Below are 19,199 nucleotides of genomic sequence, written 5' to 3'. Positions count from 1 at the left end.
GTCTTGCCATGGTCAACGTGACCGATCGTGCCAATGTTGACGTGCGGCTTCGTCCGCTCAAACTTGCTCTTTGCCATTAGTGGCTCTCCATTCTTGTCCCTTGACGGGAATAATCTTCAAAATTCGGTGGGGCGTACCCCGATCACTTCTGACCGGAGTACTTTGCCTGGATTTCCTGCGCCACGTTCGACGGAACCGGCGAATAGTGGTCGAACGTCATCGAGTACTGTGCGCGGCCCTGCGACATGGAGCGCAGGTTGTCGACGTACTTGAACATGTTCGCGAGCGGAACATGCGCGTTGATGACAACGGCGATACCACGGCTCTCCTGGCCCTGGATCTGGCCACGGCGGGAGTTGAGGTCACCGATAACGTCACCGACGTAATCTTCCGGCGTTACAACTTCGACCTTCATCATCGGCTCGAGAAGCTGTGCACCAGCCTTCTTGGCTGCTTCACGGAAGCAGGCGCGCGATGCGATTTCGAAGGCGAGAACCGACGAGTCAACATCGTGGAATGCACCGTCAACCAGCGTCGCCTTGACGCCGAGCATCGGGAAGCCAGCCAGCGGACCGGAAGACAGAACGCTTTCGATACCCTTCTGAACGCCCGGGATGTATTCCTTCGGAACGGCACCACCGACGATCTTGGATTCGAACTTGAAGTCTTCGCCTTCGGGGTTCGGTTCGAAGATGATCTTCACGCGAGCGAACTGACCGGTACCACCGGACTGCTTCTTGTGCGTGTAGTCTTCTTCGTGCTGACGCGTGATCGTTTCGCGGTAGGCAACCTGCGGAGCACCGACGGTTGCTTCAACCTTGAACTCGCGACGCATACGGTCGACGATGATGTCGAGGTGAAGTTCGCCCATGCCGGCAATGATGGTCTGGCCGGATTCGTCGTCGGTCTTGACGCGGAAGGACGGATCTTCTGCAGCCAGACGGTTGAGCGCGAGGCCCATCTTTTCCTGGTCGCCCTTGGTCTTCGGCTCGATCGCGATCTGGATGACCGGCTCGGGGAATTCCATGCGCTCGAGGATAACCGGCTTCAGCGGATCGCAGAGCGTGTCGCCCGTCGTGGTTTCCTTCAGACCGGCCAGAGCAACGATGTCGCCTGCATAGGCTTCTTCGATGTCTTCACGGCTGTTGGAGTGCATCTGCAGCATACGGCCGACGCGCTCGCGCTTGTCCTTGACCGTGTTCATGACAGACGTGCCCTTCTCGAGCTTGCCCGAGTAGATGCGTGCGAAGGTGAGCGAACCGACGAAGGGGTCGTTCATGATCTTGAACGCAAGCATGGAAAGCGGCTCGGAGTCGTCAGCGTGACGCTCGATTTCGGCTTCCGTCTTGGCGTCGATGCCCTTGATCGCCGGAATGTCCAGCGGCGAAGGCAGGTAGTCGACAACGGCGTCGAGAAGCGGCTGAACGCCCTTGTTCTTGAACGCGGTACCGCAGAACATCGGGTGGAACTTCACGTCGATGGTGCCGCGGCGAACGAGTTCGCGAATCTTGTCGTTATCCGGATAGTTGCCTTCGAGGTAGGCTTCCATCGCTTCTTCGTCGATCTCGACAACGGTCTCGATCAGCTTTTCGCGATATTCTTCAGCCTTGGCCTTCATGTCCTCGGGGATTTCGACGACGTCCCACTGGGCGCCGAGCGATTCGTCGCGCCATACGAGAGCATTCATCTCGACCAGGTCGATAACGCCCTTGAACTCGGTCTCAGCACCGATCGGCAGCTGCATGACAACAGCGGTGGCGCCGAGACGGGTCTTGATCATTTCCACCGAGCGGTAGAAGTCAGCGCCGGTCTTGTCCATCTTGTTGCAGAAGATCATGCGCGGAACATGATACTTCTCGGCCTGGCGCCAGACGGTTTCCGTCTGCGGCTCAACACCGGCGTTGGCGTCGAGCAGCGCGATAGCGCCGTCGAGAACGCGCAGCGAACGCTCGACTTCAATGGTGAAGTCAACGTGGCCGGGGGTGTCGATGATGTTGAAGCGACGGGTCTTGCCGTCACGGCCCTTCCAGAAGGTCGTGGTCGCAGCAGACGTGATGGTGATACCACGCTCCTGCTCCTGCTCCATCCAGTCCATCGTGGCTGCGCCATCGTGAACTTCGCCGATCTTGTGCGACTTACCGGTGTAATAAAGAATACGCTCGGTGGTCGTCGTCTTGCCGGCGTCGATATGCGCCATGATACCGAAATTGCGGTAGTCTTCGATTTTATATTCGCGAGCCATAATGGACTGCCTTTCGATATGCGACCGGTTAAGATTACCAGCGGTAATGCGAGAATGCGCGGTTGGCGTCGGCCATCTTGTGCGTGTCTTCACGCTTCTTGACGGCAGAGCCGCGGTTGTTCGCAGCGTCCATGAGTTCGCCGGAAAGGCGATCGATCATGGTCGTTTCGTTGCGCTTGCGCGCAGCAGTGATCAGCCAGCGGATGGCGAGAGCCTGACGGCGCTCCGGACGAACGTCGACCGGAACCTGGTATGTCGCACCACCAACGCGGCGCGAACGCACTTCAACGTGCGGGGCAACGTTGTCGAGGGCGGAGTGGAACACGGTGAGCGGCTCCTGCTTCGTCTTGCCCTGAACGACGTCGAACGCGCCGTAAACGATGCTTTCTGCAACCGACTTCTTGCCGTGAAGCATGATGGCGTTCATGAACTTGGTGACGACCAGATCACCGAACTTCGGATCCGGGTTGATCTCACGCTTTTCTGCACTATGGCGACGGGACATACTTTTTGTCTCTCAATGTTATTGACGCTATACCACGCGGAGAACCTCGCGCAGCGCCTGATTGTGTTGTTGCCGAAATTACTTCGGACGCTTCGCACCGTACTTCGAACGGCGCTGCTTGCGGTTCTTGACGCCCTGGGTATCGAGAACACCGCGGATGATGTGGTAACGCACACCCGGCAAGTCCTTTACGCGGCCGCCGCGGATCATGACCACGGAGTGTTCCTGAAGGTTGTGACCTTCGCCGGGAATGTAGCCGATGACTTCAAAGCCGTTGGTGAGGCGAATCTTGGCAACCTTACGCAGAGCCGAGTTCGGCTTCTTCGGGGTCGTCGTGTAAACGCGGGTGCAAACACCACGCTTCTGCGGGTTTTCCTGCAGGGCAGGAACCTTGTTGCGCTTTACCTGTGCCTGGCGAGGCTTGCGGATCAGCTGGTTTACGGTAGGCATATAACCATCCCTTGCAAAAACTACTTTAGCCACCCTCACGGGTGGCGGCTATGCCGTTGCCGGCGACGATGCACGCATATATCCTCATGCGCAAAACGTGGCCCGATCCGGTTTCACGGATGGACCACCAAGAGCAGAGGACACCGGATGAGGCGTCTTGCGTGCAACATTCGTGTCTTCTACGTGCAATGGAGACCCGTTTGAGATGATGTTCGGGAAAAAGCTTTCCGAACGGCCAGCACCCACAGAGGCTCCGATGGCGGGCGTACTACTGTTTTAGCCAGCTTTCGTCAAGGGCGAATCCACATTTTGCGCCGCCACCCGCGGCCACAAAGCCCGCCCGCAGGCCATTTCCCGCTCCTTGTAACATAAGTCTGCGCCGAAGGCCGCGATTTTGACCTCCGCCCTTTGGCTTTTCATAAAATCCGTCTATTGATTCCCTCAAGCGGCCAGAAGCTGGCTCGCCAAGTGCAGGACCGATTCCGGTCCGCCGCATATACAGCAACGACAGATCAAGGAACCGCGTCATGAGCAACCTCCCCGACAACGACAATGGACGCGACGAGCCGATGGTCTTCATCGTCATCGGCAAGGCCTACGAGACCGATAACTCGGAAGGCATCGACATCCACGTCATCCTCCGGGCGCCGGACGACGACACCGCCGTCCGCGAAACGCTGAACGCACTTTCCGAGGAAGGTTTCATCGAAGCGGACCTCGACCAGATCGGCATGCTGACCGACATTCCGGATGAGGAACCGCACGCCTCCGCCTATCAGGGCGCACTGGAAGGCGAAGTGGCCATCATCCGTTTCGCCTGAGACGCCGCCCATGACGGTGAGGCGCATCGTCACCAATATTGCGGCACCCGACCCTGCGCGGGCGGGTGCCTTTTATCGCGACATTCTCGGCATGACCATCGCCATGGATCACGGCTGGATCGTGACCTATGCGAGCCCGGTGGAGACAATGGCCCAGATCAGCTTCGCCCGCGAAGGCGGCTCCGGCACGGCCGTTCCCGATATCTCCATCGAAGTCGACAATTTCGACGAGATTCACGCCAGGATATTAAAGGCGGAACTACCGATAGAATACGGCCCGGCCAATGAAAGCTGGGGCGTGCGCCGCCTTTTCCTGCGCGACCCCTTTGGCAGACTGGTCAACATATTAAGTCACTTATAGATTATATACTTTAAGTTTAGTAGTATTATTCCATTTTCCGTTGAATAATAGATAAATATAGCCTTATATTATACCCGGCATGAAATGACGGTGGCGGGTTGGATAATATATTTTCGGAAGATATCATAGACGACATTTACGAAGCGGCGCTTTTTCCTGACCGCTGGGCGGATGTCATCGCCGCAATCGGCCATCGGCTGGATTTCTGGGGCGGCGCCCTCACCTGGGGCAAGGGAGAGGAGGAAGCCTGGCTCTTCACCCCCAATTTGCAGGAACTGATGCAGGCCTTCATGGAAGGCGGCTGGAATCACCGCAATGACCGCCTCACCCGCGCCATTCGCGAGGGACAGTTTTCCTTCGTGCACGACTTCGACGTCTTCACCCATGATGAATGGGCGGGACTGCCGATCGTGCGCGACTTCCTCATGCCCCGCGGGCTGGGATATGGCGCGGCAACACAGGTCGCGCCACCTGACCACCCGCAAATGACGGTTCTTTTCGAACGCAAGCTTGAAAGCGGCGTCATCGGCCCGGAGACCATGGCCGCGCTCGGCGGATTGAGGCCGCATATCGCCCGCAGCCTCACCCTCGCGACCCGGCTGCAGCGCCAGAAGGCGGATACGATGACGCTCGGCCTCAACGCGATCGGCGCGCCGGCTGCCGTGCTTCAGGCAAGCGGACGTGTCCTTTCCGCCAACACGCTGTTTCAAACGATCCAGAAATCCATTTCCACCCGCGCCCGCGACCGAATCCTGATCTCCGACGAAAGGGTAAACCGGCTGCTTTACAAGGCACTTGCCGGACACAACGTCGGCTCCTTCCCCCTGCCGACCGAGGACAGTCCCTGCATCCTGCATGTGATACCGCTGCGCAGGGACGCGCTGGACCTCTCGCCGCATGGCTCGGCCATCATGCTGATCTCACAGCCATCGGACGCCGTCTTCGATGCGACGCCGCTCCTGAAGGGGCTTTACGACCTTACCCGAGGCGAGGCCCGCGTTGCGCTTGAAATCATGAAGGGGCTTTCTCTCCCCTCCGTGGCCAGGCAATTGCAGATTTCCCATGAGACGGTGCGCAGCAATGCCAAGTCGATCTATGCGAAGACGGGCAGTACCGGCCAGACTGATCTCGTTCGCCGCCTTTCCGTCCTGACGCGCTACACCATCGGCGATCAGGACTGAAACAAGCCGCTACTCACAGGCCGGAGGAACGGATCGAAGCCATCATCATCCCAAAGAAAAGGCGCCCGAATTGCTCCGGACGCCTTCACTGAACTTTGGCGGGGTTTCGAAAAGCCCCTGCCCTGACCTTATTCCGCAGCCGGAACCTGATCCGTCATGTCCTGCAGCATCTGGTTCGCAGAGCCTGCGCCCGTACCCTTGCGGCGTTCCTCGAGGATGAGGTCGTCGCGCGAGGTGGCGATGCGGCGGATCTGCGTCATGGTGCCGCCAGTACCGGCCGGGATGAGACGGCCGACGATGACGTTTTCCTTGAGGCCCTGCAGCGTGTCCGTCTTGCCGGCAATCGCAGCTTCCGTGAGAACCTTGGTGGTTTCCTGGAAGGATGCGGCCGAAATGAAGGACGGCGTCTGCAGCGAAGCCTTGGTGATGCCGAGCAGAACAGGATCGCCGTATGCCGGCTTCTTGCCCTCCTCGATCAGACGGTCGTTCATGTCGTCCAGCTCGATACGGTCGACATTGTCGCCGACGATATACTGGCTGTCGCCGGCATCGGTGATTTCGACCTTCTGCAGCATCTGGCGAACGATCACTTCGATGTGCTTGTCGTTGATCACAACGCCCTGCAGTCGGTAGACTTCCTGGATTTCGTTCACGAGGTAGGAAGCCAGAGCCTCCACGCCCTTGATCGCCAGAATGTCGTGCGGTGCCGGGTTGCCGTCGAGAATGTATTCGCCCTTCTCGATGTAGTCGCCTTCCTGAAGATGGAAGGGCTTGCCCTTCGGGATCAGGTATTCGACCGGCTCGACGCCGTCTTCCGCAGGCTCGATCATCACGCGACGCTTGTTCTTGTAGTCGCGACCCAGGCGGATCGTACCGTCGATCTCTGCGATGACGGCGTGATCCTTCGGACGACGTGCTTCGAACAGTTCGGCAACGCGCGGCAGACCACCGGTGATGTCCTTCGTCTTGGCGCTTTCCAGCGGCGAACGTGCAAGCACGTCACCCTGGGAGACCTTCGAACCCGGCTCGACCGACAGGATGGCGTCCACGGACAGCTGGAAGCGGGCTTCGCCACCACGGGCAAGCTTCGCAACCGCGCCGGAAGCGTCCTTGATGACGATCGCGGGCTTGAGGTCCGAACCGCGCGGCGTCGAACGCCAGTCGATAACCTGACGCTTGGTGATGCCGGTGGATTCGTCGGTGGCTTCCAGAACGGAAAGACCGTCGACGAGGTCCTCGAAGTGAACGGTGCCTTCCACTTCCGTCATCATCGGACGGGTGTAGGGGTCCCACTCTGCCAGACGCTGGCCACGCTTTACCTTGTCGCCATCATCCACGAAGATCTTCGAACCATAGGCAACGCGCTGCGAAGACCGCTCCTGGCCGCGCTCATCGAGAATGGTGACGGCCATGTTACGGCCCATCGCGATGAGAGTGCCTTCGGAGTTGCGCAGAATGTTGCGGTTCTTGATCGCAATCGTGCCCTCGTAAGAGGCTTCGAGGAACGACTGGTCGACCACGTTCGCCGTACCGCCAAGGTGGAAGGTACGCATGGTGAGCTGCGTGCCCGGTTCACCGATCGACTGTGCGGCGATGACGCCAACGGCTTCGCCCATGTTGACAGGCGTACCGCGTGCAAGGTCACGACCGTAGCAGACGCCGCAGACGCCAACCTGCACTTCGCAGGTCAGAGCCGAGCGGATGCGCACGGACTGGATGCCCGCCTTTTCGATGACGGCCACATCGGCCTCATCGATGAGCGTGCCGGCCTTGACGAGGTTTTCGCCCGAAACCGGATGATCGATATCATCAAGCGCCGTACGGCCGAGGATACGCGCGCCGAGCGAGGCGACGACCTGACCGGCATCGACGATGGCGGTCATGGTGAGACCCTTGTCGGTGCCGCAATCGGTGGAGTTGACGATGCAATCCTGCGCGACGTCGACCAGACGGCGGGTAAGATAACCCGAGTTCGCGGTCTTCAGGGCGGTGTCTGCAAGACCCTTACGGGCACCGTGGGTCGAGTTGAAGTACTCGTTAACGGTCAGGCCTTCCTTGAAGTTCGAGATGATCGGCGTCTCGATGATTTCACCCGACGGCTTGGCCATCAGGCCGCGCATGCCGCCCAGCTGACGCATCTGGTTCGGAGAACCACGGGCGCCCGAGTGGGACATCATGTAGATGGAGTTCATCGGCTTCTGGCGGCCCGTTTCCGGATCGAACTCGACAGCCTTGATGCGTGCCATCATCTCTTCGGCGACCTTTTCGGTAGCCTTGCCCCAGGCGTCGACAACCTTGTTGTACTTTTCGCCCTGGGTGATGAGACCATCGTTGTACTGCTGTTCGTATTCCTTCACGAGAGCTTCGGTGTCACCGACGATCTTCACCTTGCTGTCCGGAATGACCATGTCGTCCTTGCCGAACGAAATGCCGGCGCGGCAGGCATGGGCAAAGCCGAGCTGCATGATGCGGTCGCAGAAGATGACCGTGTCTTTCTGGCCGCAGTGACGGTAGACCGTGTCGATCATCTTGGAGATGTTCTTCTTGGTCATTTCCTGGTTGCAGACGTCGAAAGGCACATTGACGTTCTTCGGCAGAAGTTCGCCAATCAGCATACGGCCAGGGGTCGTCTCATGAATCTTCGAAACCGGCTTGCCATCGGCATCCACGGTCTTGAAGCGGCCGCGGATCTTGGCATGCAGCGTCACGACCTTGTTTTCAAGCGCGTGATGCAGCTCACCGATATCCGAGAAGGCCATGCCTTCGCCCGGCTCGTTCTGGTTCATGATCGACAGGTAATAGAGGCCGAGAACCATGTCCTGCGACGGAACGATGATCGGATGACCGTTCGCCGGATGCAGGATGTTGTTGGTCGACATCATCAGCACGCGTGCTTCCAGCTGGGCTTCCAGCGAAAGCGGCACGTGAACAGCCATCTGGTCACCGTCGAAGTCGGCGTTGAAGGCCGTGCAGACGAGCGGATGCAGCTGGATGGCCTTGCCTTCGACCAGCATGGGTTCGAAAGCCTGGATACCCAGACGGTGCAGCGTCGGTGCGCGGTTCAGCAGAACCGGATGCTCGCGGATGACCTCGTCGAGGATATCCCAAACTTCCGGCTTTTCCTTTTCAACCAGCTTCTTGGCTTGCTTGACGGTCGAGGAGTAACCCTTGGCGTCGAGGCGGGCGTAGATGAACGGCTTGAACAGTTCGAGCGCCATCTTCTTCGGCAGGCCGCACTGGTGCAGCTTCAGTTCCGGACCGGTCACAATAACCGAACGACCGGAATAGTCGACGCGCTTGCCGAGAAGGTTCTGGCGGAAGCGACCCTGCTTGCCCTTCAGCATGTCGGAGAGCGACTTCAGCGGGCGCTTGTTGGCACCCGTGATGACGCGGCCGCGACGGCCGTTGTCGAACAGCGCATCGACGGATTCCTGCAGCATGCGCTTTTCGTTGCGGATGATGATGCCAGGTGCGCGAAGCTCGATCAGGCGCTTCAGACGGTTGTTACGGTTGATGACGCGGCGATAGAGATCGTTAAGGTCGGACGTCGCGAAACGGCCGCCATCCAGCGGAACCAGCGGACGCAGGTCCGGCGGAATGACCGGAACGACCTTCATGATCATCCATTCCGGACGGTTGCCCGACTCCATGAAGTTCTCGACGATCTTCAGGCGCTTCATCAGCTTCTTCTGCTTGAGATCAGACGTGGTCTCAGCAAGTTCGGCACGCAGGTCGCCGGCGATCTTTTCGAGGTTCATCGAAGCCAGCATCTCATAGATGGCTTCAGCGCCGATCATGGCGGTGAACTGGTCTTCGCCGAACTCGTCGACGGCGATCATGTACTCTTCTTCGGACAGAAGCTGGTTCTGCTTCAGCGAAGTGAGGCCAGGCTCGGTGACGATGTAGTTCTCGAAATAAAGAACGCGTTCGACATCCTTCAGCGTCATGTCGAGCAGGGTCGAGATACGCGAGGGAAGCGACTTCAGGAACCAGATGTGGGCAACCGGCGCTGCGAGCTCGATATGGCCCATGCGCTCACGGCGAACGCGCGACAACGTCACTTCGACGCCGCACTTTTCGCAGATGATGCCCTTGTACTTCATGCGCTTGTACTTGCCGCACAGGCACTCGTAGTCCTTGATCGGTCCGAAGATACGCGCGCAGAAAAGGCCGTCGCGTTCCGGCTTGAACGTACGGTAGTTGATGGTTTCCGGCTTCTTGATCTCGCCGTAGGACCACGACAGGATTTTTTCCGGCGAAGCGATCGAAATCCGGATGGAATCGAAATGCTGCGCAGGCACCTGAGGATTGAAAAGATTCATGACCTCTTGGTTCATGCCTTGTCTCCTTGAGAGGCTAGCTGCTGCCCCTGTTTGCATCCGGACCGGCTTCTTCCCGGGTCGCCGTCCAGAGCTTTAAATACGGATTAACCGCACAATGCGGCGAAAGTGTCCCCCGCCAGCCGGGCTGACGGGAAACCGGCAGGCGCCCGGAAGGCGCCCGCCTCTCTCATTTTTATTCCGCCGCGTCGGGCAGCTGGTCTTCGGGCTGGTTCTCGATCTTCGAGTTTTCCAGTTCGACCGAAAGACCGAGCGACCGCATTTCCTTGACGAGAACGTTGAAGCTCTCCGGAATACCGGCCTCGAAGGTATCGTCGCCACGGACGATCGCTTCGTAGACCTTGGTGCGGCCGGCCACGTCGTCCGACTTGACGGTCAGCATTTCCTGCAGCGTGTAGGCCGCGCCGTATGCTTCCAGAGCCCAGACTTCCATTTCCCCGAAGCGCTGTCCGCCGAACTGCGCCTTGCCGCCCAGCGGCTGCTGGGTAACGAGCGAGTAAGGACCGATCGAGCGAGCGTGGATCTTGTCGTCGACAAGGTGGTTCAGCTTGATCATGTACATGTAGCCGACGGTGACCTTGCGGTCGAACGGCTCACCGGTACGACCGTCATAAAGGACGGACTGACCGGATTCATGCAGACCTGCCTTCTTCAGCATCGCGGCGACGTCGGGCTCATGCGCACCGTCGAAGACCGGGGTCGCGATGGAAACACCGCGCTTGGCTTCTTCGGCAAGCTTCACCAGCGAGTCGTCGTCGAAACGCTGAACCTCGTCATTGGCTTCAGACGCGTAGATTTCCGTCAGCTCGCTGCGAAGCTCGCTGATGTCCATCGTCTTGCGATACTCTTCGAGCATCTCGCCGATCTTCTTGCCCATGCCTGCGCATGCCCATGCGAGGTGGGTTTCGAGGATCTGGCCGACGTTCATGCGCGAAGGCACGCCGAGCGGGTTCAAGCAGATGTCGACATGCGTGCCGTCTTCGAGGAACGGCATGTCCTCGACCGGAACGATACGCGAGACGACGCCCTTGTTACCGTGACGGCCGGCCATCTTGTCGCCCGGCTGGATCTTGCGCTTAACAGCAACGAAGACCTTGACCATCTTCATGACGCCCGGAGGCATTTCGTCGCCGCGCTGGACCTTTTCGACCTTGTCCATGAAGCGCTGTTCAAGGCGCGACTTGGATTCGTCGTACTGGCCGCGAAGCGCTTCGAGTTCGGACTGGGCCTTCTCGTCTTCGACCGCGAACATCCACCACTGCGAGCGGGGATATTCGGAGACGACGGCGTTGGAAAGCTCGACACCCTTCTTGAAGCCCTTCGGACCGGCGATGGAAACGTGGCCACGCAGCATGTCGATCAGGCGGCCGTAGACGTTACGGTCAAGAATTGCCTGTTCGTCGTCACGGTCCTTCGCCAGACGTTCGATCTCTTCGCGCTCGATAGCCATCGCGCGCTCGTCCTTCTCCACACCGTGACGGTTGAAGACGCGGACTTCGACAACCGTACCGAACGTGCCCGGAGGCATGCGCATGGAGGTGTCGCGAACGTCGGAAGCCTTTTCACCGAAGATGGCGCGCAGAAGCTTTTCTTCCGGCGTCATCGGGCTTTCGCCCTTCGGCGTGATCTTGCCAACGAGGATATCGCCCGGCTGAACTTCCGCACCGATGTAAACGATACCGGCTTCGTCGAGGTTCTTCAGCGCTTCTTCCGAAACGTTCGGAATGTCGCGTGTGATTTCTTCCGGACCAAGCTTCGTGTCGCGTGCCATCACTTCGAATTCTTCGATGTGGATGGAGGTGAACACGTCGTCGGAAACGATACGTTCCGACATCAGGATCGAGTCTTCGTAGTTGTAGCCGTTCCAGGGCATGAACGCGACGAGCGCGTTACGGCCAAGCGCCAGATCGCCGAGGTCGGTCGAAGGACCGTCCGCGATGATGTCACCCTTGGAGATGGCGTCGCCGACGGAAACCAGCGGACGCTGGTTGACGCAGGTGTTCTGGTTCGAACGCTGGAACTTCTGCAGACGATAGATGTCAACACCGGACTTGCCGGCATCGAGATCTTCCGTGGCGCGGATAACGATACGGGTCGCATCCACCTGATCGACAACACCGCCACGACGGGCCGCGATGGCAGCACCGGAGTCACGGGCAACGATCGGCTCCATGCCGGTACCGACGAACGGTGCCTCGGCGCGCAGAAGCGGAACGGCCTGACGCTGCATGTTCGAGCCCATGAGAGCGCGGTTGGCGTCGTCGTTTTCCAGGAACGGAATGAGAGCCGCTGCGACCGAAACGAGCTGTTTCGGCGAAACGTCCATCAGGTTGATGTTGTCACGCGGGGCGAGCATAACTTCGCCCGAATGACGGGAAACGACGAACTCTTCGGAGAACGAACCATCGTCGTTGAGCGGCGCGTTGGCCTGTGCCACGTAATACTTGGCCTCTTCCATGGCGGAGAGATAGATCACGTCGTTCGTAACCTTGCCGTCCACGATCTTGCGGTACGGGCTTTCGATGAAGCCGTACTTGTTGACGCGGGCGAAGGTCGCGAGGCTGTTGATAAGACCGATGTTCGGGCCTTCCGGCGTTTCGATCGGGCAAATACGGCCGTAATGGGTCGGGTGAACGTCACGGACTTCGAAGCCGGCGCGCTCGCGGGTCAGACCACCCGGTCCAAGAGCCGAAAGACGGCGCTTGTGGGTGATTTCCGAAAGCGGGTTCACCTGGTCCATGAACTGCGACAGCTGCGAGGAACCGAAGAATTCGCGAACGGCGGCAGCAGCCGGCTTCGCGTTGATCAGGTCCTGCGGCATCACGGTGTCGATTTCGATCGAGGACATACGTTCCTTGATCGCACGTTCCATGCGCAGAAGGCCGAGACGATACTGGTTTTCCATCAGCTCGCCGACCGAACGGACACGACGGTTGCCGAGGTTGTCGATATCGTCGATCTCGCCCTTGCCGTCACGCAGTTCGACCAGCATCTTGACGACCGCGAGGATGTCTTCCTTGCGCAGCGTGCGCACGGTGTCTTCCGCGTCGAGGTCGAGACGCATGTTCATCTTGACGCGGCCAACGGCCGAAAGGTCGTAACGCTCTGCATCGAAGAACAGCGAGTTGAACATCGCTTCCGCCGATTCCATGGTCGGCGGCTCACCCGGACGCATGACGCGGTAGATGTCGAACAGGGCTTCCTGACGGTTTTCGTTCTTGTCGGCAGACAACGTGTTGCGGATGTAGGCGCCAACATTGACGTGGTCGATGTTGAGAACCGGAATCTCGTCAAAGCCGGACTGCAGGATAAGACCAAGCGTCTTCTCGTCGATTTCGTCGCCGGCTTCGAGATAGATTTCGCCCGTCTCGTAGTTGACGATGTCTTCGGCCAGATAGTTGCCGTACAGGTCCTCGTCGGTCGCCTTCAGCGCCTTGAGGCCCTTTTCGGAAAGCTGGCGGATAAGGCGCGGGGTCAGCTTCTTGCCGGCCTCGACAACGACTTCGCCGGTATCGGCGTCGATCATGTCGGTGACGACCTTGGCGTTCTTCAGCGTCTCGGGCTGGAACGGAATGCGCCAGCCGTCGCCGTCGCGCTCATAGGAAGCCTTGGTGTAGAAGGTCGACAGAATGTCTTCGCCATCCATGCCGAGCGCCATCAAAAGCGAGGTCACGGGCAGCTTGCGGCGACGGTCGATACGCGCATAGACGATGTCCTTGGCGTCGAATTCGATATCGAGCCAGGAACCGCGATAGGGGATGACGCGCGCGGCAAAGAGCAGCTTGCCGGAAGAATGGCTCTTGCCCTTGTCGTGGTCGAAGAACACGCCCGGCGAACGGTGCATCTGCGAAACGATGACGCGCTCGGTGCCGTTGACGATGAACGTGCCGTTATTGGTCATGAGCGGCATGTCGCCCATGTAGACGGACTGTTCCTTGATGTCCTTGATGGACTTCGCGCCCGTATCTTCATCGATATCGAACACGATGAGGCGCAGCGTCACTTTCAGCGGCGCAGCATAGGTCAGATCGCGCTGACGGCATTCCTCGACGTCGAACTTCGGCGCTTCGAACTCGTAGGATACGAATTCGAGCATGGAGGCGCCCGAGAAATCGGTGATCGGGAATACGGACTTGAATACGGCATTCAATCCCTCGTCGGGACGGCCACCCTTGGGCTCGTCAACCATGAGAAACTGGTCATACGAAGCCTTCTGAACCTCGATGAGGTTCGGCATTTCCGCTACTTCTGGAATTTTGCCGAAAAACTTGCGTACGCGCCTGCGACCGTTAAACGAAAGGGTCTGAGCCATCGTCGCTCCTTTAAAATTGCATCCGGGCCTGCAACGGACGGGAACCGATGGCCAGTCGATCCCGTCAAGCAATGGGTGTCATCAATCTCGTTCCATATCCCGGATCGATCAGGCCGGATTGCCTTGATGAGCCGGTTCGGAACCATTCTCTTGAAGAACCCATTACCCAAAAGCCGTTTTCAAGCGGCTTTTGGGTAATAAGTTTTAAAAACGATGACGACGGAAAGGGGCATTAAGCCCCTTCCCGCCAGCAATCGCAAGATTACTTAACGTCAACCTTGGCGCCTGCGTCTTCAAGCTTCTTCTTGAGATCAGCAGCTTCAGCCTTGGAAACGGCTTCCTTGACCGGCTTCGGAGCGCCTTCGACGAGGTCCTTGGCTTCCTTGAGGCCGAGGCCGGTGATGCCGCGGACTTCCTTGATGACGTTGATCTTGTTGGCGCCAGCGTCAACCAGGATAACGTCGAACTCGGTCTTTTCTTCTTCAGCAGCAGCAGCAGCGCCTGCACCGCCGGCAACAGCAGCAACAGCTACCGGAGCAGCAGCGGAAACGCCCCACTTTTCTTCGAGAAGCTTGGACAGTTCTGCAGCTTCCAGAACGGTCAGCGAGGAGAGGTCTTCTACGATCTTTGCGAGATCAGCCATTTTGATAGTTCCTTTTGTTCAGTTCGAACCAGTTTGAATATTTACAGCGAAAAACCGCCTTAAGCGGCTTCGTCCTTCTTGGCGTAAGCCGAGAACACGCGGGCAAGCTGGCTTGCCGGTGCTGCAACAACCGTTGCGACGCGGGTTGCCGGGGCATTGAGAAGGCCCAGCAGCTTCGCACGCAGCTCGTCCAGCGAAGGCAGGGTCGCAAGCGACTTGACTGCTTCGGCGTTGAGCGTGGTTGCGCCCATGGCGCCACCGAGAACAACGACCTTGTCGTTGGTCTTGGCGAAATCCATGACGACTTTCGGAGCGATCATCGGGTCAGTGCTGTATGCAATCAGCGTCTGTCCCTTGAAGAGATCTGACATCCCTTCCGACTCCGTACCCTGAAGAGCGATCTTGGCCAGGCGGTTCTTCGCGACCTTGACGGTGCCTCCGGCAGCGCGCATCTTCGAACGGAAGTCGTTCATCTGCGCAACGGTGACACCAGCATAGTGGGCCACGACAACCGAACCGGAAGCCTTGAAGACTTCGTTCAGCTCCGTGACGAATTCGCGTTTTTCCGCTCTTTCCACTGTCTGTCTCCAGTAGACGGGAACACAACATGTGAACCCGTCGGGTTTGCCTTTGCCCCAAGGGACCTTTTTACAAAGATCCCGAGCGACGCTCGAGGATCCTGTCCCCCGCTCTGTCGCCGCAAACGGCTTCAGGCACAGGCACACCAGGTTCGAACCGGACAGTCAGGCATCGTTTCGATGCCTCAAATCCAGCCTCACCCGTCTCATGCAGGTTGAATGATTAAGGCCAAGTCCCGAAAGACATGGCCACCCGCAATCTCGGACAGGAGTTCCGGGTTTCCCCGGAAATCTCCGGCTCCTGGGAGCCGGAAATTCTTTTATTCACACTTCCCTTGGGAAGCGCGAGAATTGATTAAGCCGAAACCGACGAAGGGTCGATCTTGACGCCCGGACCCATGGTCGAGGAAATGGCGACGCGCTTGACATAGTTGCCCTTGGCGCCAGCCGGCTTTGCCTTGATGACCGCATCGGCGAAAGCCTTGATGTTTTCCTCAAGAGCCTTGGCGTCGAACGAAGCCTTGCCAACGCCAGCGTGGACGATACCGGCCCTTTCAACGCGGAACTCGACAGCGCCGCCCTTGGACGCCTTGACGGCGCCGGCAACATCCATCGTCACCGTACCGACCTTCGGGTTCGGCATCATGCCACGCGGGCCGAGTACCTTGCCGAGACGGCCGACGAGCGGCATCATGTCCGGGGTCGCGATGCAGCGATCGAAGTCGATCTTGCCGCCCTGAACGATTTCAACCAGCTCTTCCGCGCCAACAACGTCAGCGCCGGCTGCCGTGGCTTCATCAGCCTTGGCGCCACGGGCGAAGACGGCGACGCGAACGTCACGGCCGGTGCCGTTCGGCAGGTTGACGACGCCACGAACCATCTGGTCCGCGTGGCGCGGGTCAACGCCGAGGTTCATCGAAACTTCAACGGTTTCGTCGAACTTGGCGACAGCACGTTCCTTGACCATCGAGATGGCGTCGGTAAGAACGTAAAGCTTGTTGGGATCCACGCCTTCGCGGATCTTCTGAATGCGCTTTGCTACCTTGGCCATGATCAACCTACCACTTCCAGGCCCATGGCGCGGGCAGAGCCCTCAACCATTGCCATTGCGCCTTCGATGTCGGCTGCGTTCAGATCCTTCATCTTGGCTTCAGCGATCGTCTTGACCTGAGCCTTGGTGATGGAGCCGACCTTGGCGCCCTTGCCAGGCGTCTTGGAACCGGAGGTGATCTTCGCTTCCTTCTTCAGCCAGTAGGTCATCGGCGGCTGCTTCATGACGAAGGTGAAGGACTTGTCCTGGTAATAGGTGATGACGACCGGGATCGGCATACCCTTTTCCATTTCCTGCGTGGCAGCGTTGAACGCCTTGCAGAATTCCATGATGTTAATGCCACGCTGACCAAGTGCAGGACCGATCGGCGGGGACGGATTGGCCGCCCCGGCCTTTACCTGCAGCTTGAGCTGGCCTGCAACTTTCTTAGCCATATCTCTCTGCCTTTCAATTCAAACCGGTGACCCGGTCTCTCTCAAGCCGGATCGCTCCGGCGGCTGCGGTTGCGTGGTGCGGCGCCCTGCCCCGGCTTAAGGGCCAGATTGCCTTCCACGCGCTTGGGGCTTCGCCCCGCCAATCAGACCTTCTCGACCTGATTGTATTCCAGCTCGACCGGCGTAGCGCGGCCGAAAATCGAAACTTCCACCTTCAGGCGCGAGCGCTCTTCGTCGACATCCTGAACCACGCCGTTGAACGACGCGAACGGACCATCGGAAACGCGAACCTGCTCGCCGATCTCGAACGAAACCGAAGACTTCGGACGCTCGACACCTTCCTGAACCTGACCGAGGATACGATCGGCCTCATAATCCGGGATCGGAACAGGCTTGCTGTCCGAACCGAGGAAACCGGTCACCTTCGGCGTGTTCTTGATGAGGTGATAGGCCTCATCCGTCAGGTTGGCGCGCACCAGCACGTAACCCGGAAAGAACTTGCGCTCGCTGTCGACCTTGCGGCCGCGACGCACCTCTACGACCTTTTCGGTCGGCACGAGGATTTTCTCGAAAAGATGATCCAGACCCTTCTGGCGGGCCTTTTCCTCGATCGACTCGGCGACCTTCTTTTCAAAATTCGAATATGCGTGAACGATATACCAGCGCGCTGCCATTTTTATTCTCCGTTCGATCCTTCCACCGGGCCTTCGACCGCGCCGTTACCGGCCTACGTTCAGCACCAGGCTGAGCAGCCAGCCGATGAGCTGATCCGCAGCAAAGAAGAACAGAGCCGCAAAAATGACCATCACCAGCACCATAGCCGTCGAAATCATGGTCTCGCGGCGCGACGGCCAAGTGATTTTTGACGCTTCGGCGCGAACCTGCTGCAGAAACGTAAACGGATTGGTTTTGGATGCCATTGACTGCCCACGCAATTACGGCGCGTAAAGCCGATACTGATCAGCCCCACGCACCGCGTGTCTGTTTTGACCCTACATAAACACCGATTCCACTTTTAACAAGAGGAAATCGACATTCGGCGAAATTCGCCGGAAATCCGGCATCCATCTGCCATGCAGCGAAAGCCCGCGCTTGCGAATGGAAAGTGGCAGGGGCAGAGGGGCTCGAACCCCCGACCTGCGGTTTTGGAGACCGCCGCTCTACCAACTGAGCTATACCCCTTCGACACCCGAACCGGCCGCTAAATCGCTTGGCCAATTCGGTATGCGCTCCTTTAAGGTGCAGGGAAAAGAATGGCAAGTGTGTTTTTTGTTTTTTCACATTGTCTGGCAAAATATGCCAGCGCACTTCCCTGCCCTGCCTGATGCACCCCCTATTGCATTGATCCGCCTTCAACACTTTCACAGGAAACCCCATGAGCATCTATCTCGTCCGTCACGGCCAGACCGAATTTAATGCCGTCCGCCGCTGGCAGGGCCAGGTCGATTCGCCGCTGACGGAACTGGGGCGGCGGCAGGCGATGCTGATGGGACGCAGGCTCGCCACGCTGGTTGAAACCGGTGAAGTGCATATTTTTTCCAGCCCGCTTGGCAGGGCCAGGCAGACCTGCGAGATCGTCGCGGGCGAAATCGGCATGATCGACGGCATCACTCTCGATCCCGGACTGATGGAAATCGGCATGGGCGCATGGGATGGCATGACGGACTACGAGATCGACTACGAATATCCCGGCATGCGCGACGGGTTGGATCGCTACGAGTGGTTTTTCCATGCACCGGGCGGCGAAACATTCGACAGGATGAGGAGCCGCGTCGCCCGCAGCCTGGAGGCGATCACACAGAGACAGGCCCGCGACGCGATCGTCATCTGCCACGGCATAACCAGCCGGATATTGCGCGGCGTCTATGCAAACCTTTCCAGAGAGGAAGCCCTGCGCCTCGATGTGCCGCAGGATGCGTTTTTCCATCTTCAGGACGGCGACGTCACCCGGATCGACTGCTGATCCTTTCAGGCAATAAAAAACCCCGCCGTTTCCAGCGGGGTTTTCTTCAATCCCTTGCGGGTTTGAAAATTACTCGACGATCGAAGCCACGATGCCGGCGCCGACGGTACGGCCGCCTTCGCGGATAGCGAAGCGCAGCTTTTCTTCCATCGCGATCGGAACGATCAGCTCGACGTCAACGGTCACGTTGTCGCCAGGCATAACCATTTCCGTGCCTTCAGGAAGCGTAACGATGCCCGTTACGTCCGTCGTGCGGAAGTAGAACTGCGGACGGTAGTTCGTGAAGAACGGCGTATGACGGCCGCCTTCTTCCTTCGT

At 58.7% G+C, this 19,199-nt stretch carries 15 protein-coding genes, 1 tRNA gene and 2 pseudogenes; 4 read left to right on the top strand and 14 right to left on the bottom strand.

Features of this window, described 5'->3' with window-relative positions; translation table 11 throughout:
* The 4 genes and pseudogenes from JZX88_RS25760 to rpsL all read right to left on the bottom strand — a co-directional run.
* Window positions 1-77 (bottom strand): annotated as a pseudogene (locus tag JZX88_RS25760) (elongation factor Tu); the annotation flags it as partial.
* A 65-nt stretch (window positions 78-142) separates the two neighbouring features.
* Window positions 143-2,242, bottom strand: coding sequence for an elongation factor G (gene fusA / locus JZX88_RS25755; RefSeq protein ID WP_065113660.1), 2,100 nt, complete (start codon window positions 2,240-2,242; stop codon window positions 143-145).
* A 34-nt stretch (window positions 2,243-2,276) separates the two neighbouring features.
* Window positions 2,277-2,747 carry a 30S ribosomal protein S7 gene (gene rpsG / locus JZX88_RS25750; protein ID WP_065113661.1) on the bottom strand — a complete coding sequence of 157 codons (471 nt, stop codon included), beginning with the start codon at window positions 2,745-2,747 and terminating at the stop codon, window positions 2,277-2,279.
* 78 nt (window positions 2,748-2,825) lie between these two features.
* Window positions 2,826-3,197 carry a 30S ribosomal protein S12 gene (gene rpsL / locus JZX88_RS25745; protein WP_003507760.1) on the bottom strand — a complete coding sequence of 124 codons (372 nt, stop codon included), beginning with the start codon at window positions 3,195-3,197 and terminating at the stop codon, window positions 2,826-2,828.
* Between the two features lie 527 nt (window positions 3,198-3,724).
* On the opposite strand from rpsL, the gene JZX88_RS25740 reads away from it, so the two are divergent.
* From JZX88_RS25740 to JZX88_RS25730, 3 genes are all read left to right on the top strand, one after another.
* Window positions 3,725-4,018, top strand: a complete 294-nt coding sequence (locus tag JZX88_RS25740) for a transcriptional regulator (protein WP_065113662.1) — start codon at window positions 3,725-3,727, stop codon at window positions 4,016-4,018.
* 10 nt (window positions 4,019-4,028) lie between these two features.
* Complete coding sequence (locus tag JZX88_RS25735) at window positions 4,029-4,379, top strand: VOC family protein (RefSeq protein WP_206915158.1); 351 nt, start codon at window positions 4,029-4,031, stop codon at window positions 4,377-4,379.
* A 98-nt stretch (window positions 4,380-4,477) separates the two neighbouring features.
* Entirely contained in the window at window positions 4,478-5,560 is a 1,083-nt protein-coding gene (locus JZX88_RS25730) for a helix-turn-helix transcriptional regulator (RefSeq protein WP_206915157.1), read from the top strand.
* A gap of 128 nt (window positions 5,561-5,688) precedes the next feature.
* Here JZX88_RS25730 and rpoC read toward each other — a convergent pair whose 3' ends face one another.
* From rpoC to JZX88_RS25685, 9 genes are all read right to left on the bottom strand, one after another.
* Complete coding sequence (gene rpoC, locus JZX88_RS25725) at window positions 5,689-9,897, bottom strand: DNA-directed RNA polymerase subunit beta' (RefSeq protein ID WP_065113665.1); 4,209 nt, start codon at window positions 9,895-9,897, stop codon at window positions 5,689-5,691.
* A gap of 178 nt (window positions 9,898-10,075) precedes the next feature.
* Window positions 10,076-14,212: a DNA-directed RNA polymerase subunit beta gene (gene rpoB / locus JZX88_RS25720; protein ID WP_142856886.1), complete on the bottom strand. Its 4,137-nt coding sequence runs from the start codon at window positions 14,210-14,212 to the stop codon at window positions 10,076-10,078.
* 262 nt (window positions 14,213-14,474) lie between these two features.
* Window positions 14,475-14,855 carry a 50S ribosomal protein L7/L12 gene (gene rplL, locus JZX88_RS25715; RefSeq protein ID WP_065113667.1) on the bottom strand — a complete coding sequence of 127 codons (381 nt, stop codon included), beginning with the start codon at window positions 14,853-14,855 and terminating at the stop codon, window positions 14,475-14,477.
* Between the two features lie 59 nt (window positions 14,856-14,914).
* Window positions 14,915-15,433 carry a 50S ribosomal protein L10 gene (gene rplJ / locus JZX88_RS25710; RefSeq protein ID WP_065113668.1) on the bottom strand — a complete coding sequence of 173 codons (519 nt, stop codon included), beginning with the start codon at window positions 15,431-15,433 and terminating at the stop codon, window positions 14,915-14,917.
* 355 nt (window positions 15,434-15,788) lie between these two features.
* Window positions 15,789-16,484, bottom strand: coding sequence for a 50S ribosomal protein L1 (gene rplA, locus JZX88_RS25705; RefSeq protein WP_142856888.1), 696 nt, complete (start codon window positions 16,482-16,484; stop codon window positions 15,789-15,791).
* Between the two features lie 2 nt (window positions 16,485-16,486).
* Window positions 16,487-16,918, bottom strand: a complete 432-nt coding sequence (gene rplK / locus JZX88_RS25700; protein WP_003523723.1) for a 50S ribosomal protein L11 — start codon at window positions 16,916-16,918, stop codon at window positions 16,487-16,489.
* 143 nt (window positions 16,919-17,061) lie between these two features.
* Window positions 17,062-17,592, bottom strand: coding sequence for a transcription termination/antitermination protein NusG (gene nusG / locus JZX88_RS25695; RefSeq protein ID WP_065113670.1), 531 nt, complete (start codon window positions 17,590-17,592; stop codon window positions 17,062-17,064).
* 45 nt (window positions 17,593-17,637) lie between these two features.
* On the bottom strand, window positions 17,638-17,838 hold the full coding sequence (secE, locus tag JZX88_RS25690) for a preprotein translocase subunit SecE (RefSeq protein ID WP_003523719.1): 201 nt from the start codon (window positions 17,836-17,838) through the stop codon (window positions 17,638-17,640).
* A 186-nt stretch (window positions 17,839-18,024) separates the two neighbouring features.
* A tRNA-Trp gene (locus JZX88_RS25685) sits at window positions 18,025-18,100 on the bottom strand.
* Window positions 18,101-18,293: 193 nt separating this feature from the next.
* On the opposite strand from JZX88_RS25685, the gene JZX88_RS25680 reads away from it, so the two are divergent.
* Window positions 18,294-18,881, top strand: coding sequence for a histidine phosphatase family protein (locus JZX88_RS25680; protein ID WP_142856890.1), 588 nt, complete (start codon window positions 18,294-18,296; stop codon window positions 18,879-18,881).
* Window positions 18,882-18,950: 69 nt separating this feature from the next.
* Here the strand turns inward: JZX88_RS25680 and tuf are convergent.
* A pseudogene (gene tuf, locus JZX88_RS25675) lies at window positions 18,951-19,199 on the bottom strand (elongation factor Tu); the annotation flags it as partial.

Source organism: Agrobacterium sp. OT33 (assembly GCF_017313365.1).
In the GTDB taxonomy this organism is placed as follows: domain Bacteria; phylum Pseudomonadota; class Alphaproteobacteria; order Rhizobiales; family Rhizobiaceae; genus Agrobacterium; species Agrobacterium rhizogenes_A.
Note: the sequence above shows the minus strand (reverse complement) of the source record. Positions and strands in the feature narration are given on the sequence as shown.